Annotated in this window: 22 protein-coding genes and 1 tRNA gene; 11 read left to right on the forward strand and 12 right to left on the reverse strand. The window is 38.8% G+C overall.

Features of this window, described 5'->3' with window-relative positions; translation table 11 throughout:
* Nucleotides 1-90 precede the first annotated feature (90 nt).
* The gene (locus C1A06_RS12500) at nucleotides 91-741 is read left to right on the forward strand and encodes a carbonic anhydrase (protein ID WP_101690553.1); all 651 of its coding nucleotides are present in this window, start codon (nucleotides 91-93) and stop codon (nucleotides 739-741) included.
* 544 nt (nucleotides 742-1,285) lie between these two features.
* Nucleotides 1,286-1,978 carry a hypothetical protein gene (locus tag C1A06_RS12505; RefSeq protein WP_245872071.1) on the forward strand — a complete coding sequence of 231 codons (693 nt, stop codon included), beginning with the start codon at nucleotides 1,286-1,288 and terminating at the stop codon, nucleotides 1,976-1,978.
* Nucleotides 1,979-2,054: 76 nt separating this feature from the next.
* On the opposite strand, the gene C1A06_RS12510 is transcribed toward C1A06_RS12505, so the two are convergent.
* Nucleotides 2,055-2,126, reverse strand: a tRNA-Met gene (locus tag C1A06_RS12510).
* A 194-nt stretch (nucleotides 2,127-2,320) separates the two neighbouring features.
* Between C1A06_RS12510 and C1A06_RS12515 the strand changes: the two genes are divergently transcribed.
* The 3 genes from C1A06_RS12515 (at nucleotide 2,321) to C1A06_RS12525 (ending at nucleotide 5,207) form a co-directional block, all read left to right on the forward strand.
* Nucleotides 2,321-2,833, forward strand: a complete 513-nt coding sequence (locus tag C1A06_RS12515) for a terminase small subunit-like protein (protein ID WP_101690555.1) — start codon at nucleotides 2,321-2,323, stop codon at nucleotides 2,831-2,833.
* A gap of 82 nt (nucleotides 2,834-2,915) precedes the next feature.
* Nucleotides 2,916-3,938 carry a Holliday junction branch migration DNA helicase RuvB gene (ruvB, locus tag C1A06_RS12520; protein ID WP_101690556.1) on the forward strand — a complete coding sequence of 341 codons (1,023 nt, stop codon included), beginning with the start codon at nucleotides 2,916-2,918 and terminating at the stop codon, nucleotides 3,936-3,938.
* Nucleotides 3,939-3,959: 21 nt separating this feature from the next.
* Nucleotides 3,960-5,207, forward strand: coding sequence for an ABC transporter permease (locus tag C1A06_RS12525; RefSeq protein WP_101690557.1), 1,248 nt, complete (start codon nucleotides 3,960-3,962; stop codon nucleotides 5,205-5,207).
* 7 nt (nucleotides 5,208-5,214) lie between these two features.
* Here C1A06_RS12525 and rlmH read toward each other — a convergent pair whose 3' ends face one another.
* On the reverse strand, nucleotides 5,215-5,688 hold the full coding sequence (gene rlmH, locus C1A06_RS12530) for a 23S rRNA (pseudouridine(1915)-N(3))-methyltransferase RlmH (protein ID WP_101690558.1): 474 nt from the start codon (nucleotides 5,686-5,688) through the stop codon (nucleotides 5,215-5,217).
* A 187-nt stretch (nucleotides 5,689-5,875) separates the two neighbouring features.
* Here rlmH and C1A06_RS12535 point away from each other — a divergent pair, with 187 nt between their 5' ends.
* The 5 genes from C1A06_RS12535 to C1A06_RS12555 all read left to right on the forward strand — a co-directional run bounded on the left by C1A06_RS12535 (nucleotide 5,876) and on the right by C1A06_RS12555 (nucleotide 13,918).
* Nucleotides 5,876-8,602, forward strand: coding sequence for a DNA gyrase/topoisomerase IV subunit A (locus tag C1A06_RS12535; RefSeq protein ID WP_101690559.1), 2,727 nt, complete (start codon nucleotides 5,876-5,878; stop codon nucleotides 8,600-8,602).
* Between the two features lie 49 nt (nucleotides 8,603-8,651).
* A complete protein-coding gene (locus C1A06_RS12540; RefSeq protein ID WP_245872072.1) occupies nucleotides 8,652-9,461 on the forward strand; it encodes a DUF3316 domain-containing protein in 810 nt (269 codons plus the stop codon).
* Between the two features lie 97 nt (nucleotides 9,462-9,558).
* Nucleotides 9,559-11,001, forward strand: coding sequence for an SGNH/GDSL hydrolase family protein (locus C1A06_RS12545; protein WP_245872073.1), 1,443 nt, complete (start codon nucleotides 9,559-9,561; stop codon nucleotides 10,999-11,001).
* Complete coding sequence (locus tag C1A06_RS12550; protein WP_101690562.1) at nucleotides 10,994-12,397, forward strand: LysM peptidoglycan-binding domain-containing protein; 1,404 nt, start codon at nucleotides 10,994-10,996, stop codon at nucleotides 12,395-12,397. Before C1A06_RS12545 ends, C1A06_RS12550 begins: the two co-directional genes overlap by 8 nt.
* 6 nt (nucleotides 12,398-12,403) lie before the next feature.
* Complete coding sequence (locus tag C1A06_RS12555; protein ID WP_101690563.1) at nucleotides 12,404-13,918, forward strand: MBOAT family O-acyltransferase; 1,515 nt, start codon at nucleotides 12,404-12,406, stop codon at nucleotides 13,916-13,918.
* 12 nt (nucleotides 13,919-13,930) lie between these two features.
* Here C1A06_RS12555 and C1A06_RS12560 read toward each other — a convergent pair whose 3' ends face one another.
* Together C1A06_RS12560 and C1A06_RS12565 are read right to left on the reverse strand one after the other, a co-directional pair.
* The gene (locus tag C1A06_RS12560) at nucleotides 13,931-14,275 is read right to left on the reverse strand and encodes a MerR family transcriptional regulator (protein WP_101690564.1); all 345 of its coding nucleotides are present in this window, start codon (nucleotides 14,273-14,275) and stop codon (nucleotides 13,931-13,933) included.
* 4 nt (nucleotides 14,276-14,279) lie between these two features.
* Nucleotides 14,280-15,251 (reverse strand): M23 family metallopeptidase, encoded by a 972-nt coding sequence (locus tag C1A06_RS12565; RefSeq protein ID WP_101690565.1) that lies wholly within the window; start codon nucleotides 15,249-15,251, stop codon nucleotides 14,280-14,282.
* Nucleotides 15,252-15,365: 114 nt separating this feature from the next.
* Here C1A06_RS12565 and alaS point away from each other — a divergent pair, with 114 nt between their 5' ends.
* On the forward strand, nucleotides 15,366-17,975 hold the full coding sequence (gene alaS, locus C1A06_RS12570; protein ID WP_101690566.1) for an alanine--tRNA ligase: 2,610 nt from the start codon (nucleotides 15,366-15,368) through the stop codon (nucleotides 17,973-17,975).
* Between the two features lie 71 nt (nucleotides 17,976-18,046).
* On the opposite strand, the gene C1A06_RS12575 is transcribed toward alaS, so the two are convergent.
* The 8 genes from C1A06_RS12575 to C1A06_RS12610 form a co-directional block, all read right to left on the reverse strand.
* Nucleotides 18,047-18,718 carry an HD domain-containing protein gene (locus tag C1A06_RS12575; protein WP_101690567.1) on the reverse strand — a complete coding sequence of 224 codons (672 nt, stop codon included), beginning with the start codon at nucleotides 18,716-18,718 and terminating at the stop codon, nucleotides 18,047-18,049.
* 156 nt (nucleotides 18,719-18,874) lie between these two features.
* Nucleotides 18,875-19,444 (reverse strand): Fe-S-containing hydro-lyase, encoded by a 570-nt coding sequence (locus C1A06_RS12580; RefSeq protein WP_101690568.1) that lies wholly within the window; start codon nucleotides 19,442-19,444, stop codon nucleotides 18,875-18,877.
* 15 nt (nucleotides 19,445-19,459) lie between these two features.
* A complete protein-coding gene (locus C1A06_RS12585; protein WP_101690594.1) occupies nucleotides 19,460-20,302 on the reverse strand; it encodes a fumarate hydratase in 843 nt (280 codons plus the stop codon).
* A gap of 7 nt (nucleotides 20,303-20,309) precedes the next feature.
* The gene (locus C1A06_RS12590) at nucleotides 20,310-21,248 is read right to left on the reverse strand and encodes an alanine-tRNA synthetase second additional domain-containing protein (RefSeq protein ID WP_101690569.1); all 939 of its coding nucleotides are present in this window, start codon (nucleotides 21,246-21,248) and stop codon (nucleotides 20,310-20,312) included.
* Between the two features lie 7 nt (nucleotides 21,249-21,255).
* Nucleotides 21,256-21,573 carry a DUF4387 domain-containing protein gene (locus tag C1A06_RS12595; RefSeq protein WP_185116846.1) on the reverse strand — a complete coding sequence of 106 codons (318 nt, stop codon included), beginning with the start codon at nucleotides 21,571-21,573 and terminating at the stop codon, nucleotides 21,256-21,258.
* A gap of 9 nt (nucleotides 21,574-21,582) precedes the next feature.
* Nucleotides 21,583-22,959: an acyclic terpene utilization AtuA family protein gene (locus tag C1A06_RS12600; RefSeq protein ID WP_101690571.1), complete on the reverse strand. Its 1,377-nt coding sequence runs from the start codon at nucleotides 22,957-22,959 to the stop codon at nucleotides 21,583-21,585.
* Nucleotides 22,960-22,979: 20 nt separating this feature from the next.
* Nucleotides 22,980-24,224 (reverse strand): methylaspartate ammonia-lyase, encoded by a 1,245-nt coding sequence (locus C1A06_RS12605; protein ID WP_101690572.1) that lies wholly within the window; start codon nucleotides 24,222-24,224, stop codon nucleotides 22,980-22,982.
* A 29-nt stretch (nucleotides 24,225-24,253) separates the two neighbouring features.
* Complete coding sequence (locus C1A06_RS12610; protein ID WP_101690573.1) at nucleotides 24,254-25,705, reverse strand: methylaspartate mutase subunit E; 1,452 nt, start codon at nucleotides 25,703-25,705, stop codon at nucleotides 24,254-24,256.
* Nucleotides 25,706-25,734 lie beyond the last annotated feature (29 nt).

The raw sequence follows: 25,734 nt of genomic DNA on the forward strand, positions 1-25,734 counted from the left end.
CTTATTGCAGTGGGACTTTTTATTTTGTGCATTTCTAGCAAATTATCAGACAAATATTATCTTTGTCTGATTAATATTAAATTTTTCAGAATGACAGATCAAGAAAAATATGACAATATATTCGAATCGAACAGAAAATGGATAGAGAAAAACAAGGTCGATAATCCAGGATTATTCAAACTCCTGGTAGCCGATCAACATCCTGACTTTCTATACATCGGTTGTTCGGATAGCAGAGTGCATCCCAATCAGGTAATGGGCCTGAAACCCGGAGAGGTTTTTATTCATCGTAACATTGCCAATATGGTTATCAATACCGATTTGAATGCTCTTTCGGTAATCAACTATGCTGTAGAATACTTGAAAGTAAAGTTTATCATTGTTTGCGGTCACTATGGTTGCGGAGGGATCAAAGCTGCAATGGAAAATCTGGATCATGGTATATTGAATCCTTGGCTGCGTTGCATTCGCGATGTATATCGTCTTCACCAAAAAGAATTGGATGCAATCGACAATCTTGAAGCAAGACATCGCCGCCTTGTGGAACTGAATACATACGAACAGTGTCTGAATGTGATAAAAACTGCTGAAGTTCAAAAATCATATCATAAGAATGGTTATCCAAAAGTTGCAGGTTGGATTTTCGATATACACGATGCACAGCTTCACGACTTAAATATCGATTTCGAAGGCGAACTTAACAAGATCAAGAAGACTTATAATATTACGGAAGGAATGTAATCGTTCAGTTCTTAATGTTATGCATCCCAATAAAGCATCTGAATCATCAGATGCTTTATTATTTTAGTTGAATATATCTTCCATAGGGCTAACAAAAAAAAACAATAATATAAAAGACTAATGTTGAACATTAGAATATTACTAGTTCGAACCTATATCATAATAAATAGCCAGATATAATAACAAATACTAAATATGCTATTAATACATGAAGCAACAATTACAAAAAGGAAAAACTTATTCAACTTCTCTTTATGAGTTCTGAAGGAATATGCGACTCCAATCAGTGATATTATCATCACTACTGGAGCTATATAGAAACCACTAAAGAAGAGTCGATAAGATAAATATTTTAGGACAAAATAGACAGAATCCATAATTCAAATATAGACAAAAAATACAAAGAACGACCCAATTAATTGATTGAATACGGCAATAAAACGTTTAGTTTTTTCGAAGAACGTAAGTTATGATAGAAAAGAAGAAACTTATCGAACAAGTTTGTTAAGAATTGGAAGATGGTAATTAGATCTAATGAGTATATTTGAAAAAACAGAATACTATGCAAACGCGGAAACACACAGCTTGGAAGAAGAATCGTAAATTTGGAGACATAAAAGGTGGACGGATGAGATTGAAGTGTAAAGATGGGATATTCAATCGTATGCACAGTTTTTCAAAACCTACTGACTCTGAAGAGAAACCTTTATATATAGTAGAAAACCCATCAAGAGAGTTTTATTTTCCAATATCCATTGATGATATAAAAAGTACATTAAAAAAATTACCTAAAGAAGATACCGATCATCTTACTCACATATGGCTAAGAAAAATAAAAAAGAGTGACTATCTGCAAGAGGATGCTATGCAAGGTTGTTTTATTGCTGGTAGTGGGGTCTACCTTATTATTTTATATCCATTTCCTAAAGACAATAGAATGATTTTCGGAAAAAAGAAGCCCATTCCTAAGACAATCAATTTTTACAAGAAATATACAACTGATTTAAAGCAAGATCAAGATGGATATTGGTATTTACAATGGACTGAACTGCTGATAAAGCAATACTATATTGAAAGCCTGCTATTACATGAAATAGGACACTCTATTAATAGTATTCACTTTTCATTTTGGAGTAAGGCTTCAGGGAAAAAGAAAGAAGAATTTGCAAACAGTTATGCTTCGTTTTGGAGTGCCAACATAAGAGAATCTTTTCTTGATATAGGTGATAATGAATAATCTATTTTATCGAACTCCCCAACGAACTGATATAAAACAAAAAAGCAACCTCAAATGAGGTTGCTTTTTTTTCTAGTTGCGGAGACCGGATTCGAACCGATGACCTCCAGGTTATGAGCCTGGCGAGCTACCACTGCTCCACCCCGCGATATTGTGAGTGCAAAGGTATGAAAAATATCTATCGTTCCAAACATATTATATATTTTTTTCATCAACAATAAAACTAAAACCCGCTTAGCATCTAAAGTCTAGACGATTAGCTACAATAAAAAATATCAAACTTTTTTTCTTCAGATCAAAAACAACGAAATTGGTACAACTTTATCTATATAAGAAAAAGTCATGGCAAAATTCAATCAAAAATTAGCAGCAGTAATCGTAGAACTCGTAGAGAATGACATGTCGGTAACCGAAATATGCAAGACAGTCGGCATTAATCGCAAAACATTTTATGAATGGAAAAACTCGAAACCCGAGTTTGCACAAGCCATTGAAGATGCCCGCGAACGAGCCTACGACGAAATAATCGCATTGGCTCGACGCACACTTCGTGACCGCATTGAAGGCTACACTGTTGAAGAAACAACTTTCACCTATGAACCTTCGCCGCTTGATGACGAACAAATGATATTGAAGAAAAAAGTAGTAAAACGCAAGCGAAAAGAAGCAAGTATAGCTTCGCTGAATAATATTATCGAACGTAGTCGGATTCAGAAAGCCCAAAAGCTACATAACTTTTCGTCAACCGAAAAACAAAAGAATGCGACAATAACACCATCCACAAGCCAAGAGGCTTTTATTTTGGCTAAGTTTCTCCAACGTCTGGAACAGGAGTCAACAAACAAAAGTGCCTGAAAGTTGTAGTAATGTGTTACTTTTTCTATCGACTCGGAATGAGGTTATTCGAAAATTATCATGTAAATTTGCCCTTTGACTTATGGAAGAGACATTCGATATACGAAAAGATAATTACAACGAAAGCGAGAAAGAATTCGAGAACGCATTGCGTCCGCTTTCATTCGATAGCTTTAGCGGCCAGAACAAGGTGGTCGAGAACTTGCAGATATTTGTCACAGCAGCTAAAATGCGTGGCGAATCGCTCGATCATACGCTTCTGCATGGACCTCCGGGACTAGGTAAGACTACTTTATCAAACATCATAGCCAACGAACTAGGCGTAGGATTCAAAGTAACATCAGGCCCAGTATTGGACAAACCGGGGGATCTGGCAGGATTACTCACTTCGCTCGAAGTGAATGATGTACTTTTCATCGACGAGATACATCGTCTTTCTCCCATAGTCGAAGAGTATCTTTACAGCGCAATGGAAGATTACCGAATCGATATAATGATCGACAAAGGACCTAGCGCACGCTCGGTGCAAATAGAACTAAATCCGTTTACACTCGTAGGAGCTACAACTCGCAGCGGATTGCTGACAAGCCCGCTCCGCGCCCGATTCGGCATCAATATGCACCTCGAGTATTACGATATAGATACTTTGACAGGCATTATATTACGATCGGCCGATATACTCAATGTTCCATGTAGCGCCGAAGCTGCTCTTGAGATAGGATCACGAAGTCGCGGGACACCGCGTATAGCCAATGCCCTACTCCGCCGCGTCAGAGACTTTGCTCAGGTAAAAGGAACAGGACGAATCGATCGTGAGATTGCACGCTATGCCCTCGAAGCTTTGAATATCGACAAATACGGTCTCGACCAGATTGATAACAAGATACTTCTGACCATTATCGACAAGTTCAAAGGTGGTCCGGTGGGAATATCCACTATTGCCACAGCATTGGGCGAAGACAGCGGAACGATAGAAGAAGTGTACGAGCCATTCCTGATCAAGGAGGGATTTATGAAACGAACTCCTCGTGGTCGCGAAGCAACTGAGCTTGCATACGAGCACCTCGGTCGCCGCAAAGAAAGCGAACAAGGATTCTTATTCTAACAACTAAACCATCCAGACGATTTGAACTTAGAACTATTCATAGCAAAGCGTATCTACTTCAGCAAAGAGAAAGGCGAGAAGCGCGTTTCGTCACCGGCTATCAAAATTGCTGTCGCTGGTGTTGCCATTGGACTTGCTGCAATGATATTGGCCGTATCAATCGTCATCGGTTTCAAAAACGAAGTACGCAACAAGGTTATCGGATTTGGTTCACACATTCAGATTTCTAGTTTAAGCGACAACAGCTCATTGGATTATGGCTCAATTATAGCCGACTCGGCATTTGTTGATTCGCTTCGCCAGAATAAGGATTTCAAACATATAGAGCTTTATGCCAACATCCCTGGAATCATCAAAACAGACAACGATTTTCAGGGCGTCATGCTCAAAGGAGTTGGAGAAGACTACGACTGGTCTTTTTTCGAGCACAATATGGTTGAGGGCTCTGTATTCAGTCCAGATGACTCGGTACGATATCGCACCATTATCTCGCAACACATTGCCAACAAGCTAAACCTTAAACTGGGAGACGATATTACGAGCTATTTCATCAAGGAGAAAAATGTCAGTGCCCGTAAATTTAAGATAACCGGCATCTACAATACCAATTTTGAAGACTACGACAAGCTCTTTATCATTACCGACCTACGTACTGTTCAACGTCTTTACGGATGGACGGCAGACAAAGTTACCGGTCTGGAGATTCTAGTCAATGATTATAATAAGCTGGATGATATTAAAAACGAGCTGTTCTTCGATATGCTTGGATATCGAGATAAGGAAGATAATACATTCTATGCACGATCCATCAAAGAAGTCAAACCCGACATTTTCGGCTGGCTCGAGCTGCTTGATCTCAATGTCATAATCATTATCCTGCTGATGCTTGCAATATCCGTTTTCACTATGACATCAGGGCTACTGATTATCATTCTCGAAAATACAAAACTCATCGGAATACTAAAAACGATGGGAGCGCGTAACAAGAGCATCCGCAAGACCTTTCTTTATGTATCAGGTTTTCTTGTTCTGAAAGGGATGCTTTGGGGGAATATAATTGGATTCGGAGTAATCTTCTTACAGAAATATACATCGTTCATCAAACTCGACCCGGGAACTTACTACCTATCAGCCGTACCGGTTGAGATCAACTGGCTATATTTCATACTGCTCAATCTTGGCACACTGATCATAACAGTCGGGACCATGATTCTGCCGTCTTATATGATATCTAATATATCGCCTGTCAAAACCATGCGTTTCGAGTAACCTGCAATTACTCGTGATGATAAGGTTCGTTATTCAAGATGGTCATTGCCCTATATAGCTGTTCGACGAAAATCAGCCTTACCATCTGATGCGAAAAAGTCATTCGCGATAAGGTTAGTTTCTCGCTAGCTGCACTATAAACTGCTTGAGAAAACCCATACGGGCCACCTATGGCAAAGATCAATCTTTTGGGAACAGTATGTGTCTTACGTTCGATGTATTCGGCAAATTTCATCGAGGTATACTCTTTGCCTTTATCATCTAGCAGGACAAGGTAATCTCCGGGCTGCAAAGCTTTCAGAATAAGTTCTCCTTCCTTTTCTTTCTGCTGATCGAATGTTAAATTTTTCGTATTTTTCAGATCTGGGATTATCTGTATTTCGAAGGGAATATAATGTTCTAAACGTTTTTGGTATTCTTTAATAGCTTCCACCAAATACGTTGCGTCAGTTTTCCCGATTGATAATAATATTATTTTCATTTTCGTATACACATGCGTTGAAAGTACAAAAGTACAATTTTGGAACAGATTATTACTAGCAAGCTTTCAATCTATCGATAAATTGTTTTCAACAGCCTCAAGATATAGAAGTTCGCTTTTGGTTTTCATGCTAAAAAAAACTATCTTTGGGTGTTTTTTTATAGCTATATAATAACAATAAACACGCATGTTTCCAGAAGATATTACGAATGAAAATGAGAACTTGGATGATCTGATCAACGAATCGGAAAATATAGATACCGATTCGGAAGAAGTAGCAGGTCATTCTGAATACAAAGCACCTACAAAAGAAGGCGACACCAAGATGCATCTTTCGGGTATGTTCCAAAACTGGTTTTTGGATTACGCTTCGTATGTAATACTCGAACGTGCCGTCCCACATATACACGATGGGTTGAAGCCTGTTCAACGACGCATCCTACATTCTATGAAGCGTATGGATGATGGCCGTTACAATAAGGTTGCCAATATTATCGGGCATACAATGCAATTTCACCCGCATGGTGATGCATCAATAGGCGATGCTCTTGTGCAGTTAGGACAAAAAGACTTGCTGATTGACTGTCAAGGTAACTGGGGTAATATTTTCACTGGCGATGGAGCTGCTGCTCCCCGCTATATTGAAGCCCGTTTATCTAAATTTGCACTTGATGTAGTATTTAACAACAAAACTACCGAGTGGAAGCCTTCGTATGATGGCCGTAATAAAGAGCCTATCGACCTTCCAGTTAAGTTTCCCCTACTACTAGCACAGGGTGCAGAAGGTATTGCAGTAGGATTATCTTCGAAGATACTACCTCACAACTTCAACGAACTTTGTGATGCTTCGGTTGCCTATCTGAATGGTAAAGAATTCACGCTCTATCCCGATTTCCAAACCGGAGGTTATGTTGATATTAGTAAATACAACGATGGGGAACGCGGAGGATCAGTAAAAGTACGAGCAAAGATTACCAAGCTTGACAATAAGACTTTAGTCATCAATAGTACTCCGTTTGGGCGCACCTCATCTTCGGTAGTAGAGTCAATACTGAAAGCTAACGAAAAAGGTAAAATCAAAATTCGCAAGGTTGATGATATTACCGCTCAGAATATCGAGATACATGTTCATCTGGCTTCTGGCGTATCATCGGACAAAACGATAGACGCATTATATGCATTTACTGATTGCGAGATCAGTATTTCTCCAAACTGTTGTGTCATTGAAGATAACAAACCGTACTTCCTTACAGTAAGTGATATTCTTCGTCATTCGACCGACAACACGCTTCGACTGCTGAAACTAGAGTTAGAGATTCAAAAATCGGAGCTCGAAGAAAGTCTTCATTTCGCTTCGCTTGAGAAGATCTTCATCGAAGAACGAATCTACAAGGATAAAGAGTTTGAGAACGCACCAAACATGGATGCAGCCGTAGAACACATAGATAAACGATTAGCTAAATATGCAGCTATCTTTATCCGCGAAGTAACCCGCGAAGATATACTTCGTCTGATGGAAATTAAGATGGGACGTATCCTCAAATTCAATTCCGACAAGGCAGATGATATCATTGCGAAGTACAAAGAAGAAATAGAAGAAATTAAGCACAATATCGAAAACATTGTAGACTATACAATTGCCTGGTATGTAATGCTTAAAGAGAAATACGGAAAAGATCATCCTCGAAGAACGGAAATACGAAACTTCGATACTATCGAAGCAACGAAAGTTATCGAAGCTAACGAGAAGTTGTACATCAACCGTGAAGAAGGTTTCATCGGGACATCACTTAAACGCGATGAGTTTGTATGCAACTGCTCGGAGATTGACGATGTGATTCTTTTCTACAAAGATGGTAAATATAAGATCGTAAAAGTAAGCGATAAGATGTTTGTAGGTAAGAATATTCTATACCTGAATGTTTTCCGCCGAAACGACAAACGTACAATTTACAACGCCGTTTATCGTGATGGACGGAATGGGCCGCATTACATCAAACGCTTTGCTGTAACTGGAGTTACTCGCGATAAAGAATATGATCTGACAAAAGGAGAAGATCACTCGAAAGTGGTATATTTCAGTGCTAATCCGAATGGAGAAGCCGAGACTATACGAGTTATACTAAAACCAAAACCTCGTCAGAAAATACTTGTTTTTGAAAAAGATTTCAGCGAAATAGCTATCAAAGGACGTCAATCGATGGGTAACATCCTGACCAAAGCGGAAGTTCACAAAATCTCCTTGAAACAAAAAGGTGGATCAACTCTTGGTGGACGTAAAGTATGGTTCGATAAAGATGTACTTCGTCTCAACTACGACGGAAGAGGATCTTATCTTGGAGAATTCCAGAGTGATGATCAGATACTTGTAGTTTATGAAAATGGTGATTTCTGTACAACCAACTTTGATATCAGCAATCACTACGAAGCCAACATTGTTCGCATCGAAAAATTTGTTCAAGACAAAGATTGGACAGCAGTTCTATTCGATGCAGACCAACAGTATGTTTATCTGAAACGTTTCACTTTTGAGGCCACAATCAAGAAACAAAATTTCTTAGGAGAAAACCAGAATTCGAAACTATACATACTGACTGATGTTGCCTTTCCTAGAATTCTTGTTACATTTGGTGGAGGAGACAGTTTCCGCGAAGCTCTGGAAGTAGATGCCGAAGAATTTATCGCAGTAAAAAGCTTTAAAGCGCGCGGCAAGAGAATCTCAACATTCAATATAGCTAAAGTTGAAGAATTGGAACCGACCCGCTTCCCTGAACCAAAAGATGAAGAGGAAAAGAAATTTGACATACAAATTGATGATGATGACGAAGATGTAGACAATCGCTCGGTATCAGAGATCATAGATGAAATAACCGGACAAAAGTCTTTATTTATAGAAGATGATGAAGAAGAGTAAATATTGCCCAAACATATTCAAATACATATTTTCTTTAATATGTATTTGTTTGTGTTGCAATACACTCTCGGCTCAAGAACAAGAAAATGACTCGATCTCGTTACCTCATCCCGTTAATAAAGCAACTCTGATTGGTATGGGAAGTTCGAATTTATATGACACTTACCTATCACCGCTGAAATATACGGGTTTATCATTACGTGTATTCAATGAGCGGACAAGCCGACTGCATTGGGCTACGGATAAGTTTATTAAGCAACAAATAATCGACTTTGAATTTGCCTTAACTGACAATCCGGCTAAAACTGCTAACGAATATTGGATAATGCTAAATTATCGCCTTGGGGGTCATTATGAGGTGATAAATATCGGTGATTTCAGATTACGAGCTGGAGCGCTTTGGGATGTATCATTAGGCGTATTGTTTAATCAAAGAAATGGGAATAATCCGGCTTCCGCACGTGCATATACCAATCTAAATCTCTCGGCTACAGCTTTCTACAATTGGAAAAAGTTTACTTTCCGCTGGCAAGTCGACACTCCAGTTGTTGGTGTTTTGTTCTCGCCTCGATTTGGACAATCATATTACGAGATATCACTAGGTAATTCGGTTGGTGTAGTAAATTTTGCTTCGATACATAATCAACGAGCACTTCGTAATTACATAACTGTAGACTACCCGATCGGTAAAATAACAATTCGTGCAGGATATTTAGGTTCGCACTACCAAACCAAAGTTAACAACATTAATACGCATACCTATTCAAATAGTTTTGTGATAGGTTTAGTCACTGAATCGCTAAATATTAGTGGAGCAAAATCGCGTAAAGTTCCTAAATGGAACAGCAGTTTTTATTAATATCCCTTTTTAACACTTTCTCATAGTGAGTAATCAAAATTCATACTTTTCGAGTACTATCTTATTAATATTGCTGTCCATAGTAGCCTTTATCGGTTTGAAAGCGATACTACCGGAGCGTCTTTTCCCAGAACAAACAGTCGCGGCAAATAATAAGAACATAATCATTGACAATTTACTTCTTGATGCTATCGAAGCAGATAAAGTAGAGACAGAGTCAGACTCTGTAAAAGTCGATACAGAAGCCAATGATACTCTATCAGCAGAAACTGGTGAGCCGAAAACAATAAACAACAACGCAACAACAGAAGTGGATGGCTCTCTAAACCCTACATTATCTGCTGAAGGATACAAGAATTTATCAACATTCTACACAAAACTAAATGAGTTAGAGACTCAAAAGAAGGGTAATGTCAGAATAGCATATTTCGGAGACTCGATGAATGACGGAGACCTCATTGTTCAAGACATACGTCAAGCGTTTCAAGATACATATGGTGGTCAGGGAGTCGGTTTTGTCGGAATAACATCTTTATCTGCTGGAGCCCGCTACTCTGTTTCTCATCAATTCAGCAAAGACTGGAGAACCGAATCATTTGTTACTGCTAAAAAAGGCTCACATACTAAGTATGGCATCAGCGGCCAAGTATTCTTCGGGAACGACACGACCGATACTAAATCATTTTGGGTAAAATACAAAGCTCAGGGACAAAAACACTGTACACAGCTGTACAACCCGACTCTATATTACGGGCGTTCGAACAATAAAAATGGGTCTGTAACAATAGAAACTGCCGACGGATCTAAAGAGATCAAGTCTCTTAATGCAGACAAGCTACTGAACAAGCTATCACTTAGTGACACAAACCAAAAACAAATAAAGCTAACCTTCAACGATATTGATTCTATCCCTATCTATGGCGTTAGCTTTGGAAATAATACGGGCGTGCATGTAGATAACTTCTCACTTCGTGGCAACTCTGGATTGCCACTATCAATCTTCAATTCATCATTGATGAATGCATTTAACTCCTCATTCGACTACGACCTAATTGTGCTGCAATACGGTGCTAATGTGCTAAGCTATACAGTTGAAAGTTATGGGTGGTATGAAAAAGGAATGACACGAGTTGTCAATAATCTGAGAAGAAGTTTTCCGAATGCTGAAATTCTGATCATATCCACAGCCGACAAAGCAACTAAGATAGAAGAAGAATTAGCCAGCGATCCCGCTGTAACTCTGTTGTTGAATGCTCAGAAAAAGTATGCACGTAGTACCGGATCTGGCTTTATCAATCTTTATAGTCTGATGGGTGGAGATGGTTCAATGATAAAATGGGTTGATGACGGACTGGCTGGAAAAGATTATACACACTTCAATGCATCGGGGTCGAAGAAAGTAGCAAAGCTTATTTATAACGAAATAATCAAAGGTTATAATCTATATAAGGAGAACAAAAACTCAATCTCTGAAGAAGTTGATTCGACAAGTGACGCAAGCGATATAGACATTAATATAGAAGACAATAGAGATGAATAGCTTAGGAAAGATAATCGCTACATGCCTTCTATTTCTATCAGTATCGATATGTACTGCGACATCAATAGATACCGATTCTATCGTAACACAGAATCAGGACATCGAAAATAAAGCATTGTTTGCAAACGAGGGACAGCTTTCTGCATTCTTCGAAAAGCTAAAGGATCTAGAAACAAATCGTAATCGTAAGTTGAATATCGTTCATATTGGTGATTCACATATTCAAGCCGGATTCTTTACACAATCGATACGTTCGATGCTTCAAAATCAATTTGGAGATGGAGGGATCGGATTTTCGTTTCCATATCAACTAGTTCGCACCAATGGACCTAGAGATATACAATATTCATCGAATATTGCGTGGGCCAGCACTCCCAATACGCGTGCAATTGGAGATACAGAAGTTGGTATAGGTGGGTTTGCATTATCTACTACGACTAAGAATTTTGCCTTGCAACTTACTAGCGAAAGCCAAAGTATTAACAAAATAAAGATCATATACCCTACCCAGACTCCACAATTTAGATTGTCATTAACTGCCGACAAACTAAAAGTAACATCTGTGGTTTCATCAGGAGGAAAAACACACCGCATAAAAAGTGGTGAAACACTTTCAACTATTGCACGTAAATACGGAGTAACTGTAGCGAAGCTAAAGCAAGCAAATAATATGCGAAGCGATCTTATCCGTGCAGGGAAGTTATTGAAAATACCGACAAAGAATACTGTTCAGGTGTCTAATATCAAAATTGATGATAATATCCAGTTTACCGAAATGGAAGAGAACCATCCTTATCATTCATTTTATTATAACCCTCAAGGAATTGAACGCGCAACTTTTTTCCCAATTGAACAAATCTCGAAATATACAATCAATGGATTTGTTGTTGAGAATAACAAACCCGGAATCATATATCATTCGATAGGTGTAAATGGTGCTCACATGAGCGACTATAGCAAGTACCCAGTATTCTTTAAGCAACTGCCAATACTCGAACCCGATTTAGTGATTATATCAATCGGAACAAACGAATCTTTTGCACGTATGGCTGTAAGTGAATACATGAATCAAATGAATGATTTTGTCAATCAAATACGGAAGTCTGTTCCGAATGCGACAATTCTAGTAATGACACCACCGGCATCACTTTTCCGCCGTAGAAATAACAATAACTATCTAATAGAATATTCCGAAGCATTAAATTCGCAAAAGAATTATACAGTATGGGATCTATTCAATAATATGGGAGGCTTACAAAGTATCCGATCTGGTAGATTCGCATCACTAGTAGCCAGAGACAAAGTACATTATACCCAATCGGGCTACGATCTCCAAGGACAAATGTTCGCTTCAGACTTGTTAAAATCATATACGAATTACAAAGAACAACATTAAAATAAAGTGAGTACACTATTTAGCTTTTATCTTCCGGATCTCATCAGTCAATACTGGCCAACAATTGAGAGTTGGTTTGTATTCGATCAGAAGCGCCCTCTCCTATTCAATAGCGCACTATTTTTGGGAATATTTGCCGTATTCTATACAATATATGTATCATTGAAGAATGCCAAACATGAGACCTTCCGCAACATATATGTCATCTTATTTTCGTTATTCTTCTACTACAAAGCAGGAGGAAACTACTATATCCTGATTCTGGTCTGTGCACTGGTTACTGATTTCTTAGCTAGAATAATGTACAAAGAAGAAGATCAGCGCAAACGCAAATTATGGCTGGCCCTTATCATTATTGGCAATCTGGCTATGCTTTCCTACTATAAATATACTGGATTCTTGGTCGAGAATATAAATGCAATTTTCAATGGTGATATTTCATTTGGGAACATTGCTCTTCCAATTGGTATCTCATTCTTCGTATTCGAGGCTATCAGTTACGCAGTCGATCTTTATCGCCGCGAAATGCAACCAGCTAAATCGACTCTTGATTTCTGTTTTTATATTGCATTCTTCCCTAAATTGGTTGCAGGACCTATTATCAGAGCTAAGGATTTCTTACCCCAGATGCACAAAAAGCTGCAACTAACTAAACAAGAAGCAGGAGCAGCCATATTTCTTATCGTGATAGGTCTTATCAAAAAAGCCGTAATATCTGATTATATATCGACAAACTTTGTGGATCGTATTTTCGATTCTCCATTAAGCTACACTTCTTTCGAGAATCTGATGGCTGTCTATGGATATACTTTACAGATATTCTGTGACTTCTCGGGTTATTCGGATATGGCAATCGGCCTATCGCTATTAATGGGATTTAAGATTCCGCCAAACTTCCTGACACCGTATAAATCGCAATCGATTACCGAATTCTGGAGACGCTGGCATATTTCGCTGTCTTCGTGGCTACGGGATTACTTATACATTTCGATGGGAGGAAATCGTAAAGGTAAAATCCGCACCTATTTTAATCTGTTTATGACAATGCTTATTGGTGGATTATGGCACGGAGCATCCTGGAAATTTGTTGTATGGGGTGGTCTGCATGGTATATTGTTAGCTATCGAACGCTACATAAAACAATGGATTCCCCTCTCGAGTGACAAGTTCTTCCCTCGCCTATTCCGTATATTGATTACATTCCATTTGGTTGCATTCTGCTGGATTTTCTTCCGTGCGAAAGATTTTGGGATGGCTAGTGATGTGATTTCAAAAATTGGAGATCTGAACTTCGATCTGAATGCTTGGGCAACAGTCATATCAAGCTACCGAAATGTATTTATCATGATAGCTATAGGCTACATTATGCACTTCTTACCCGAAAGATTTGTTGATCGCGTAAGAAATGGATTTATTGCGCTTCCTCTTGTTGGCAAAGCAGTAATCATGGGCTTATCATTCTGGTTGGTATATGCTACCATGTCAAGCGGACCACAACCGTTTATTTATTTTCAGTTTTAAAATAAAGGCAAGCTACTCAATATCGAACTCATCTTCCATCGACTTCAGTTCGTCACGGATACGCTCAAGACGCTGAATAACATCTAGTTTTCGAGTTGCTTCATCTTTCTTGTGCTTCAGCATCTGACGAGCCCCTTCAAGGGTTAATCCCTTTTCCCTAACAAGATGATATACTAAGGATATATCTTCAATATCCTGACGTGAGTACTGACGTGAACCACCTGCTGTTTTTCGGGGATTGATTGTATCAAACTCCTTTTCCCAAAAACGCAACAACGATTCATTTACATCAAAGTGTTCAGCAACCTCTTTGATGGAGAAATAAAGTTTCTTGCTATTTTCTAAATCGATTGCCATAGTATTAATCCATTACCTGTCCACGATTTGCAGCAACGCGTAACATTTCATCATACTCTTCTGGAGTTAAGTCCATAAAATAGTATTTAGCAGGATTGTCAGGTCGACCTTTATAATGTACCTCATAGTGTAAGTGAGGACCAGTAGATTTTCCAGTCGAACCCACTTTACCAATCAAATCGCCACGAACTACTTTTTGTCCTTTACGTACAGTATAGTCATTCAAGTGGGCATACAAAGTTTGATAATTATATCCGTGATCGATTATAATACATTTTCCATATCCTTGCTTCCAGTCCGCATAAATAACTGTACCCTGACCAGTAGCATATACCGGAGTACCTACACGTGCAGTAAAGTCCATCCCGGCATGAAATCTTGGGGTACCATAGATTGGATCAATACGTGTACCATAACCCGAAGCTACATGTTTGAGATTCTTTTCGGCTACCGGCTGTATACTTGGGATATGTTTTAAACGATCTTTCTGAGTCTTAGACAATCCTATCAGATAATCAAATGAATTGGATTGTACATAAAGCTGTTTTTCCAAATAATCCGCCTTTTGAGAAGTCTGTATGATAAGATCTGAAGCCGATAAATTTGTTAAATGCTCGTATCGACCTATATTCCCGATACCCGAATTACGAATAGATGATGATACGGGTTCTGCATGGAAAATCGCGCGATACATATAATCATCACGTTGCTGAATATCTTCTAGCACTGACAATGCATCATCCAAACGCTTAGATAATAGTTTATATTGAGCCTCAGTAATCTCTTTTTCTTTGCGTTCAGCCGCTCTATATGGTGTTCCTAACACATACCACGCACCTGAGAATAACAGTCCTCCGATCACAATACCTGACAATAGATGACGTAGGACTGTGAAGAATTTATCCTTCGCACTTCTATATACCCGCTCATATGTAAGTGTTTGCGGATTATATCGATAATAGATTTTTTTCTTCATTTAACGATGTCAGACGTTTTTTATTTGACCAAAGAGCAGCGAAAGTAAAGAATTTGAGTTACTTTTGCAAATCAAGATAAACAATATTATAATATTATTAGAAATAATAACAAAATGACTTCTAAGGAAATACGTAATTCGTTCAAAACATTTTTCGAATCGAAGAATCATAAGATTGTACCATCGGCTCCGATGGTCATCAAGGGTGATCCTACACTGATGTTTACTAATGCCGGCATGAACCAATTTAAGGATGTTATATTGGGTAATGCGCCGATCAAGTATCCTCGTGTCGCCGACTCGCAAAAGTGTCTTCGTGTAAGCGGAAAACATAACGATTTGGAAGAAGTGGGATATGATACATATCACCATACGATGTTCGAAATGCTAGGGAACTGGTCTTTTGGCGATTATTTCAAAAAAGAAGCCATCGAATGGGCTTGGGAATATCTGACAGAAGTTCTTAAACTTGACAAGAGCCGTCTTTATGCAACTGTTTTCGAAGGTAGCGAAGAAGAAGGTCTTGAAAGAGATGACGAAGCAGCTGGATACTGGGCTCAGTATTTACCGAAAGACAGAATCATCGATGGAAATAAACACGACAATTTCTGGGAAATGGGTGATACTGGACCTTGCGGACCTTGCTCGGAAATCCATATCGATATTCGTCCTGACGAAGAACGTGCAAAAGTTGATGGTCTTACATTAGTAAATCAAAGCCACCCTCAGGTTGTTGAAATCTGGAATCTTGTATTTATGCAGTTCAACCGCAAAGCAGACAAGTCTCTTGAAGAACTTCCTGCTAAGGTTATCGATACTGGTATGGGATTCGAACGCCTTTGTATGGCTATACAAGGTAAAACATCTAACTACGATACAGATGTTTTCCAGACTATCATAAAAGCAATTGGTGATCTTACTAATAGCACATATGGAAGAGATGACAAAAAGGACATCGCAATGCGTGTTATTGCCGATCATATACGTACTATTGCATTCTCAATTACCGACGGACAACTTCCTTCGAATGCAAAAGCTGGTTATGTAATCCGTCGTATTCTACGCCGTGCAGTTCGCTACGGATATACATTCCTGGGACAACATCAGGCATTTATGTACAAATTGATCCCTGCACTAATTGATACAATGGGCGATGCTTATCCTGAATTGATACAGCAACAAACATTGATTGAAAAGGTAATCAAAGAAGAAGAAGAATCATTCCTTCGTACTTTGGAAACTGGTATCAAGATGTTGGATAAACAAATTGAAGATACTAAAGCAGCAAAATCAACTATACTTTCAGGTATTGTAGCATTTACACTATACGATACTTACGGGTTCCCGCTTGACTTGACAGAACTGATTCTGCGCGAAAATGATATGACAGTAGATCACAAAGAGTTTGATGCAGAAATGCAAAAACAAAAAGATCGTGCCCGCAATGCTGCAAGCATGGAAACCGGAGACTGGGTTGTATTGAAAGAAGGAAATGTAGAGTTCGTTGGCTATGACATGACCGAGTGCGAAGCTAATATACTTAGATACAGAAAAGTAAAACAAAAGAATAAAGAGTTCTACCAAGTAGTACTTGATCGTACTCCATTTTATGCAGAAATGGGAGGTCAGGTTGGTGATAGCGGATACTTAATCGACGGTGAAGAAACGACTGAAGTGTTCGATACAAAACAAGAAAATAATCTGTCGGTTCATTTATTGGCTAAGCTACCAAGCGATCTTACATCAACATTCATAGCACGTATCAATGTAGAAAATCGTACTGCTGCCGAGTGTAACCATACTGCGACTCACTTGCTTCACGAAGGATTACGCGAGATATTAGGCAAACACGTTGAACAAAAAGGTTCATTCGTATCGCCAAATGTACTGCGTTTCGACTTCTCTCACTATCAGAAAATGACAGACGAAGAGATTCGTAAAGTAGAGCGTTACGTTACTGAAAAGATTCGTGAAAACTTTCCACTTGTCGAATCGCGCAAGGTTCCAATTTCCGAAGCTCGCGAAATGGGTGCGATGGCATTGTTTGGCGAAAAATATGGCGAAGAAGTTCGTGTTGTACGTTTTGGCACTTCTGTCGAGCTATGTGGTGGTACACATATTTCTTCGACTGGAAAAATCGGAACTTTCCGTATTATAAGTGAAAGCTCGATTGCTGCAGGAATTCGTCGTATCGAAGCAATATCTGGTAAAGTTTGTGAAGATTATCTATATGCTCAGCAAGATATCCTTTCTGATATTCGTTCGCTTTTCAACAATGCTCCGAACTTGATTCAGACTATGCATAAATTCTTTGACGAAAACTCTGAATTGAAAAAACAAGTAGAGGTTTATGTTAAAGAAAAAGCGCAACAAGTAAAAGAGAAAGTCATCAGCCACAAACAAGTCATCAACGGAGTGGATGTATTTACACTACGTGCTTCAATACCTGCCGATATTGTTAAAGATATTGCATTCCAAATACATGGGCAATTCCCTGAAAATTCAATATTCGTTGGAGCAACAGAAAGTGAAAACAAACCTCAACTTACTCTTATCATAAGCGATGATTTGGTGAAAGGTGGAATGAATGCTTCTCAAATTGTTCGCGATGCAGCTAAACTTATCCAAGGTGGCGGTGGTGGACAACCTCACTTTGCAACTGCAGGAGGTAAAAATACAGAAGGCTTAACTGCGGCTATGGATGAAATCTTAAGCAAGATTTAAGATTACAACAACATAAAACAAAGAGGTATATGACAATCATATACCTCTTTTCTGTTTCTCAAAGACCAATCTTAGCCTTGATCATTACCATTTATATTTAGCTGAAATTTCAAGTTGAAAAAGTTTGCAGCTTTACGACACAATAGCATGCGTTGCAAAAATATTTCGAAGTAATCCATCACTGAGCTTATTTTTGTGTCAATACTCAGATAAAGAGTTATAACTCCATTTTCTTTATCAAGAACTAAATTTGCTTTTTCAACAGCATAATTCACACGATCATGAATATCTGTCAATGTTGTATTTTTGTTTCGCACACGTGTACGTCTTACATCCGATTTATCAGCCAATATCAATGCTGCTGCTATTTCATTTACAGGATATGCTGAACCTTCATCATGATTACCAATCGCACTTATTATCATCGCAGTCTCATCGTATGCTAAGCCCATTTTATCCAAAATACGGAAAGCCATCAATGCCCCACTCTGTGCATGATCTGCACGATTAACCACATTACCTATATCGTGCATAAAAGCAGCAATCTTGACCAATTCTACTTCACGTGCATTGTATCCCAAATCGTCCAGCAATTTACCTGCTACCTCAGCGCATTTAGTAACATGTGCAAAACTATGTTCTGTAAAGCCCCGTGCTGCAAGCGATATATCTGCTTGCTTGATATATGCTCTTATTTCTTCCGACTGTTTTATATCGGCAAAAGTTATTATTTTCTTTTCCATGTTGTTTCTTAATTTTCAAGCCCAAAAATAGCATAAAAATTCAATGTGTTACAGAACGCTAAGCATTCTTCACATAATAATAACATCTATTACATAGTTATTACAAAAAAAGCTGTTCTAAATTAGAACAGCTTTCAAATATCTTAGATGATTGAGCTAACAATCACAATCTTGTTCAAACTCTAATCTACCACTTTCGTACATATTATTACCTTGGCTATCAATAGCTACAATTACAGGTAAATTCTTCACAACAAGTCGGCGAACAGCTTCAGTTCCTAAATCATCGTAAGCAATGACCTCAGCAGACTCAACGCTTTTACCCATCAAAGCTGCTGCTCCACCTATAGCTGCAAAATATACACCGGTATGTTTTACAATAGCATCTACAACTTCATTATTACGCAAGCCTTTACCAATCATAACTTTCAAGCCTTGTTCTATCAGTTTTGGCGAATAAGCATCCATACGTCCACTGGTTGTAGGTCCAACCGATCCGATTGGCTTACCTGGCTTCGGTGGGCAAGGTCCTGCATAATAGATTGCTGCACCTTCAAAATCGAAAGGCATATCCTCTCCTTTCTCCAGATATTCGCACATACGTTTATGAGCTGCATCGCGAGATGTATAGATCACTCCCGAAATATAAACCATATCGCCAGCTTTAAGGCTCTTTATCATTTCATCCGTAAACGGAGTTGTCAGACTGATTCTTTTATCTTCCATACTGTTTCCTCCTATTTATAAATCGCCTTCGGCATGACGCGTTGCATGACAACCAATATTTACCGATACTGGCAGACCTGCAATATGTGTCGCATTGGTCAATATATTTACACTCAAAGCTGTTGTTGTTCCACCGAATCCGGCAGGGCCTATACCCAGAGCGTTAACAGCTTCGAGTAACTCTGCTTCCAACTCAGCTAACTTTGGATCTGGATTCTTCTGATCAATAGGCCTCAACAAAGACTTTTTGCTCAAGTAAGCACTCTTTTCCATCGTACCTCCTATCCCTACTCCAACTATGATCGGCGGGCAAGGATTAGCTCCAGCTTCCGATACAGTTTGGATTACAAAGTCTTTGATACCTTTCAATCCGGCACTAGGCTTCAGCATACGAAGCTGACTCATATTTTCACTACCGAATCCTTTTGGTGCTACTGTTATATGAAATTTATCACCTTCTACTATTTCGTAGTGAATGATAGCGGGTGTATTATCTTTTGTATTTACACGATCTATCGGATTGTTTACAACCGACATACGCAAATAGCCTTTCTTATATCCACGACGCACACCTTCGTTGATAGCATCTTCGATGAAACCACCCGATACGTGTACATCCTGCCCCATAGTTACGAAAACAACAGTCATACCAGTGTCCTGACACATAGGAGCAACTTCTGCTTTTGCAATATCAGCATTTTCGATGAGCGTATTCAGAATTTCTCGTCCTAAAGTTGATTTTTCTTTCTTGGCACAATTACCCAAGCAAGTATATATATCGTTAGATAGAACGGTATTCGCTTCGATACATAGTTTTTCAACTAGTTCGGTTATATCACTAGCCTTAACTTCTCTTATCATGTTACTAGCCTCTTTTTAAGAAATGTATTGTATTCAGGTTACGGATATCAATTTTATCTTCATCATCAAGACATCCGACCAAACAGAAAGTATTGGTCTTCGGGTCTGGAATAAACTTCTTGATCAAAGTAAAGTTCTTCACTTCCGATGTATTACGGATATGAAAACGCGGCCCATCGCAAGGAACAATAGTATCACCTATTATTATATGATTTTCATCATAATAACTAACCGACAAATTCTTCTTCAATTCTTCATGAATCCTAGCCGAAAGTCTGCAAAAGTCAAGATCCACTTCTTTCAAAAATTTCAAGACAAAACCATTTCTCATATCCGAGCTGTAGTATATACTTTCGTCGATACCAAACTCAGTCCCTAACAATAACATTGTTATATCTTCAATTGTATGCGCAACTTTACGATACCAAAGTGATTCGTGTACAATCTCGTAAATACTATGAGGTAGTGGTCCAAAAATGCTTGGTCGGGTAACAATGATTTCTTCCCCAATACCAATAATCATATCAGCATTTCGTCCTAATGCTGGAAATAGCTGATCGAAATGTTCAACTATCACTCGTCGTTTACTATCCAGAACACTATTCACAAAGTCTACAATCTCATGCATTTGCGTAAATGCTGTCTGGAAACGCATATCAATATGATATGTCGTAGCCTCATGAATATCCATGTCCAAATCACGTACCTGCATTATCTTACGAGGATTCAATGTATCATCGTCATTCGACAATTCAATTCCAGGAAACATCCCTTTAATCAGAGATGATTTGCCCGAACCTGCATCCCCTACTATACCGATCAAGCGGTCATTATAATGCAAATGACGCTGCGATATTTGCTCGCCGAGGAAGAGAAGTCTTTCTCTTCCTCGGGGTGCAAAATATTGAGAAAATACGTTGTACTCTTGTACCAGATTACGCATAGTCGTATCAGAAATTTACTGTATAATTCATCAACGGAGCATGTTGTTGAGCTCCATAAACATCTGTTTCACCTAATGCTCCCGAAGGAATAGGACGAACAATCGTAATTTTGACAGCCTTAGCCGGATCAAAGTAAACAAGATTGATGATATCCGATACCGGAATATTATACAATTTTGCAAATGCTTCTTCGTTGATAGCCTTAGCTTCTTTCACTTTCTTGAACGTTTCAAAATCCTTGAATATCACATCGAATGTCAATTCGTAAGGTCCAGAATTTTTACTACGTATTACCGATGCTATATCTACTAATTTATGTTCCATGATCTTCTTTTATTTTGATTCACCATTAGTAAATTCCTTATATGAAATTGGGAAATGCTTGCTCGGATTATCCACTTTCATCAGGTGATATACATTAAACTCATACACCTCGCCGACATGACAGTCAGACGGAGAGAATGGGAATGCTAAGTTTCCAGCAGTAGCGATACGTCCTTCGTAACCAAAGTGAAGCATTGTACTACGTGCAAATCCACAAATAGTATCAGCTTGTTCCTGAGTCGGAGCTACAGCCTCAATAACGATACATAATTCGTGAGCTACACGGTTTTCACTTCCAGGGAATAATCCCATAACTCCATTCTTACCGTAGATTTTGAAATCAAGGAAGAAGTCTGTTATACCATAAGTCTTGAAGTTATCTTTAACACGTTCAGTTACACTTTTCACGATATCGTCTATTTTCGAAATCATGATAGGATCTTTAGTCGCTGCTACCGATATTGTACGATATCCAACTTTGCGAACACCTTCTAGTTTAACAAAGTATTCTTCTGTCGGAACAAACTTACTACCCGTTACACGAACTTTATTATCATCTATCTGCGTGAATTCAGATTCGTGAAGATTGATTGCTCCACCCGGACCAGGCAAAATATATGGATTTGTTTTCTCATACAATGTATGTGCTGCTACCGAAAGTGTTGTACACTTACGAATTGGAGAAAGTGGTTCAAGGATGAATCCATCTTTTTGCAAGTAACCAAACATACAGTCGCTACCACTTCCCGGAAGGGCTGCAATTGATGCACACTCTAGGATTTTACCCAAGTGAATAGCCAAACCTTTGTCAAAGCCTTCTTTGATAGCCAATGCTGCAAATACCGATGGGTCGTACGAACGACCAGCAAGAATTACATTTGCTCCACCATTCAATGCTTCGATAAATGGTTCTTCACCCATCTGAGCAACAATGCGTACAGCATCATCAACATCCTTTTCAGTAAGAGGCTTAGCTGGCTCAAGTGGTGTTACATTACCTTCTTTCAGCTTAGATTTAATTAGTTCTTTATCTAATTCTGATTGAATGATTGCCAATTTGAAAGAAAGCTTGCCTTCTTTAGCTATACTTTTGATGATATCGAGTACGAATTCTACGTGAGGTCTACCTCCCGATCCACCACCTGTACCTATGATCACGGGAATACCTGCTTCCAGACCTGCTGGAATCATAATACCTAAGTCACGTTTTACCGAGTTGTAATCGGTAAATGATTTTCCGGCTCCGAGATAGTAAGGTCCCGGATCGGTAGAACCTGCATCCACAGCAATTACGTGTGGTTTGCGTTTCATACCTTCGGTGAAAGATTCCATAGGGAATCCGTAACCGAGAATAGCTGTTGGGGAAAGAATTCTGATTTCTTCCATTTTTATTTAGTTTTTGTAGTTTACAATTTATCTTTCAACGCTAATACACGTTGCATTTCATTAAATACGATCATATAACCTTCGTCAACGCCCATACCTGGTTTTGCTAGGTATTGAATCGGAGATGTTGCCATAGCAATGTGAGCACATACTTCAGCCGAACGATTCGTTTCATTACATGTACCACCAAGATATGCACCCATATCATGAGTTTTACAATAAAGTACAGCTTCGATTGAGTTGTTGATACCTCCTAAATCCGGAGTCTTGATCTGAGCCATATGACCAGCTTTTCTCTCTGCAAAATCTTTGATATCTTGTAGCGTATTACACCACTCATCTGCTACGATTTCAGCTTTGATTCCTTTTTTCTCCATCAATTCGCGGATAGTTTTCAATGCTTCGATTTGAGCTTCTTTTTCGCCCATATCTACCGGACCTTCGATACGAAGACGGAATGGCTTAGCCGTTTCAGCGACTTCACCTATAAATGTAGCAATTTTATCAAAATCATTGTTGAATGCCAATCCCATTGTTCCATATACGTCGATATGCAATACTGGATCGTAGCCTTCATATGGTTTGAATTGAAGGATTCGGTTGCGAAGCCATTCTACATAAGCTTGAAGTTTTTCTCCATTTTTACCTAGTTTATCTTCGACATGATTGAAAAGTCCGTGAGGTAAAACATCAGCACCTTTCATAATCATCTTGTCTGCATTCATATAGCGATCGTCACCCGATTGAGAGAAGATAGGAATAATATCATTTGCAATAGTAGTTCCGTATTCTTCTGCAATAACTTGAGCCATTAATTTCGATTTGCTCTTAGCTACTGCATCCAAACAAGCTTGAGTCACGCCATAACGAATAGCTGTATGATATATCTTACCAGTTTCAGGATTAATACCTGAATCTACTAAGTTAGCTAATTCTTTGAAAGAAGAGATTTCTTTTCCTTTATATAAAGGAGCAATGTGCTTCTCGATGATCGGAATAAAGTCGTTTGCTAAGAATAAAGGGTCGCGTCCACCAGCTCCGGAATATTGTACAGCCGCACAATCGCCATGAGCTACTTGTCCGTTTTCAAGGATAAACAAAACAGAGATAGATTCACCTGCTTGTCGGATAGCTGTAAAACCATCAGTCATAGGTTCGCCTTGATAGAATGCTCCATCATGCTTTGCACCTGCTTTTATTGCTTTCTGATCGTCGAAGTAAAATCCTGTTTTACCTTGAGCGCATACTACATCAATAATTTTCATATTTTAGATATTTTCTTTGGGTTATAATATTAATGAGGTCTTCCTACTAAGAATCCTTTTCCGATTGCATAAACATCATCAATTACCATTTGGAAACTTACAGCACGTTTTTCGAATGCTGCTCTTTCTTCCAAACGTTGACGGTGGAATGTTTTCAATTCGTTTGACAAAGGAATATTACCTGCATCAAGCAAGCGTACTGCACCCGTATTGTCACGAGCCGGCATTACCTTACCTGCATTGAATTTACTTGGAGCAAAAGGAATATCGATAACTCCTGCTTCGAATGCACGAATTGTACCGATAGCGTAATCACCTTGTCCTAGTTCTTCAACTTTATCCAAGATACATTTCATTTCTTGCATAATGATTTCGCTTTCGGCAACCACTGCAGGAATATCTACGAAACTTTGGTCTTTCAGCATCGATGTTAGCTGTTTAGTTGCTTTCAAGCCTGCCGCATTAGCTTCTTTCGTAGGAACACCCATTGCTTCGTGAGGAGTTTTGACGATTACTTTAGTAGCTTTCGCCAATACAGCAGCAGCAGCTCCCCAAGAAATAACACCGAATGATTTTGCTTCATCCTGAGGGAATCCGCCCATCCATTGATGGAATACAGTTGTAACGCGAACATCGTTGAAACCAAATTTATCAAGATATAGGCGTGTCATTATATTCAACGAGCGGATAGCCGCTACGTCTTGAATCAAGTTACCGCATTGGCCATAACCTACTGTTACATCTTTCACTCCTTGGGTAGCAGCAAGCAATGTTTCGATAATTGCAACTGCATTCGAAATACAAGGAGGAACAAGAGTTCCTGTTAATGGTCCAAATGGTTCACGGTTGATAGAAATTCCAGCTTCTTCGTACATTCCCACAAGGCGGTCTGTGTATTGCCAATATGCAATAGTACGTTCCAATGAAAAGTTTTTAGAATATGGTATATTGTATGAAATACCTCCACCTTCGTATGAAGTAAATCCTCCTGCGATAGCTATTTCTGTCAATAAACGAGCATCAGGAGTACCATGACGAACCTGCACCGGATTTTTCAATGAAGAAGTAACTGTACGGCAGATATCTACACCATAATTTACAGCTGGGAATCCGTTCAACATCGAACGACCACTTTCTTTACTTTTTTCGATACCTAATTCGGCTTCTTTATATCTATTCAGACGTGTATAGCTATCAATTGTTGTCGGAAGCAAGTCTGCTTCTCCTTCTGTTTCCAGATATTGTAATAGTTTTATATGTTCATCATAAAGTGCAACACCTGCACGAGGTTGAATAAGCGTTACTCCCTCTTGTGCTGCTTTTGCTAATTTGTCTCCAAAACGTTTTTCGGTAGAGATAGTTTTTTGATATTTGACTGCTTCGTCAAAATCTACTTTATCACCCGTAGACCATTGAGATAATACTTCTTTACGTTCAGCAAAAAAAGCATCATTTGTTAATTTCGTGTTTTTAATCTCCATTTTGTTACCCCTCCAAGGAATCTGTTTTA

The organism is Dysgonomonas massiliensis (genome assembly GCF_900240225.1).
GTDB lineage: Bacteria > Bacteroidota > Bacteroidia > Bacteroidales > Dysgonomonadaceae > Dysgonomonas > Dysgonomonas massiliensis.

Excerpts from the sequence above, each read along its gene's own strand:
- C1A06_RS12565 (WP_101690565.1), bottom strand. The coding sequence starts at position 15,251 with ATGAAGAAAAAAATCTATTATCGATATAATCCGCAAACACTTACATAT.
- C1A06_RS12500 (WP_101690553.1), top strand. The coding sequence starts at position 91 with ATGACAGATCAAGAAAAATATGACAATATATTCGAATCGAACAGAAAA.
- C1A06_RS12595 (WP_185116846.1), bottom strand. The coding sequence starts at position 21,573 with ATGGAACATAAATTAGTAGATATAGCATCGGTAATACGTAGTAAAAAT.
- alaS (WP_101690566.1), top strand. The coding sequence starts at position 15,366 with ATGACTTCTAAGGAAATACGTAATTCGTTCAAAACATTTTTCGAATCG.
- C1A06_RS12580 (WP_101690568.1), bottom strand. The coding sequence starts at position 19,444 with ATGGAAGATAAAAGAATCAGTCTGACAACTCCGTTTACGGATGAAATG.
- C1A06_RS12610 (WP_101690573.1), bottom strand. The coding sequence starts at position 25,705 with ATGGAGATTAAAAACACGAAATTAACAAATGATGCTTTTTTTGCTGAA.
- C1A06_RS12590 (WP_101690569.1), bottom strand. The coding sequence starts at position 21,248 with ATGCGTAATCTGGTACAAGAGTACAACGTATTTTCTCAATATTTTGCA.
- C1A06_RS12535 (WP_101690559.1), top strand. The coding sequence starts at position 5,876 with ATGTTTCCAGAAGATATTACGAATGAAAATGAGAACTTGGATGATCTG.
- C1A06_RS12560 (WP_101690564.1), bottom strand. The coding sequence starts at position 14,275 with ATGGCAATCGATTTAGAAAATAGCAAGAAACTTTATTTCTCCATCAAA.
- C1A06_RS12550 (WP_101690562.1), top strand. The coding sequence starts at position 10,994 with ATGAATAGCTTAGGAAAGATAATCGCTACATGCCTTCTATTTCTATCA.
- C1A06_RS12600 (WP_101690571.1), bottom strand. The coding sequence starts at position 22,959 with ATGGAAGAAATCAGAATTCTTTCCCCAACAGCTATTCTCGGTTACGGA.
- rlmH (WP_101690558.1), bottom strand. The coding sequence starts at position 5,688 with ATGAAAATAATATTATTATCAATCGGGAAAACTGACGCAACGTATTTG.
- C1A06_RS12575 (WP_101690567.1), bottom strand. The coding sequence starts at position 18,718 with ATGGAAAAGAAAATAATAACTTTTGCCGATATAAAACAGTCGGAAGAA.
- ruvB (WP_101690556.1), top strand. The coding sequence starts at position 2,916 with ATGGAAGAGACATTCGATATACGAAAAGATAATTACAACGAAAGCGAG.
- C1A06_RS12605 (WP_101690572.1), bottom strand. The coding sequence starts at position 24,224 with ATGAAAATTATTGATGTAGTATGCGCTCAAGGTAAAACAGGATTTTAC.
- C1A06_RS12515 (WP_101690555.1), top strand. The coding sequence starts at position 2,321 with ATGGCAAAATTCAATCAAAAATTAGCAGCAGTAATCGTAGAACTCGTA.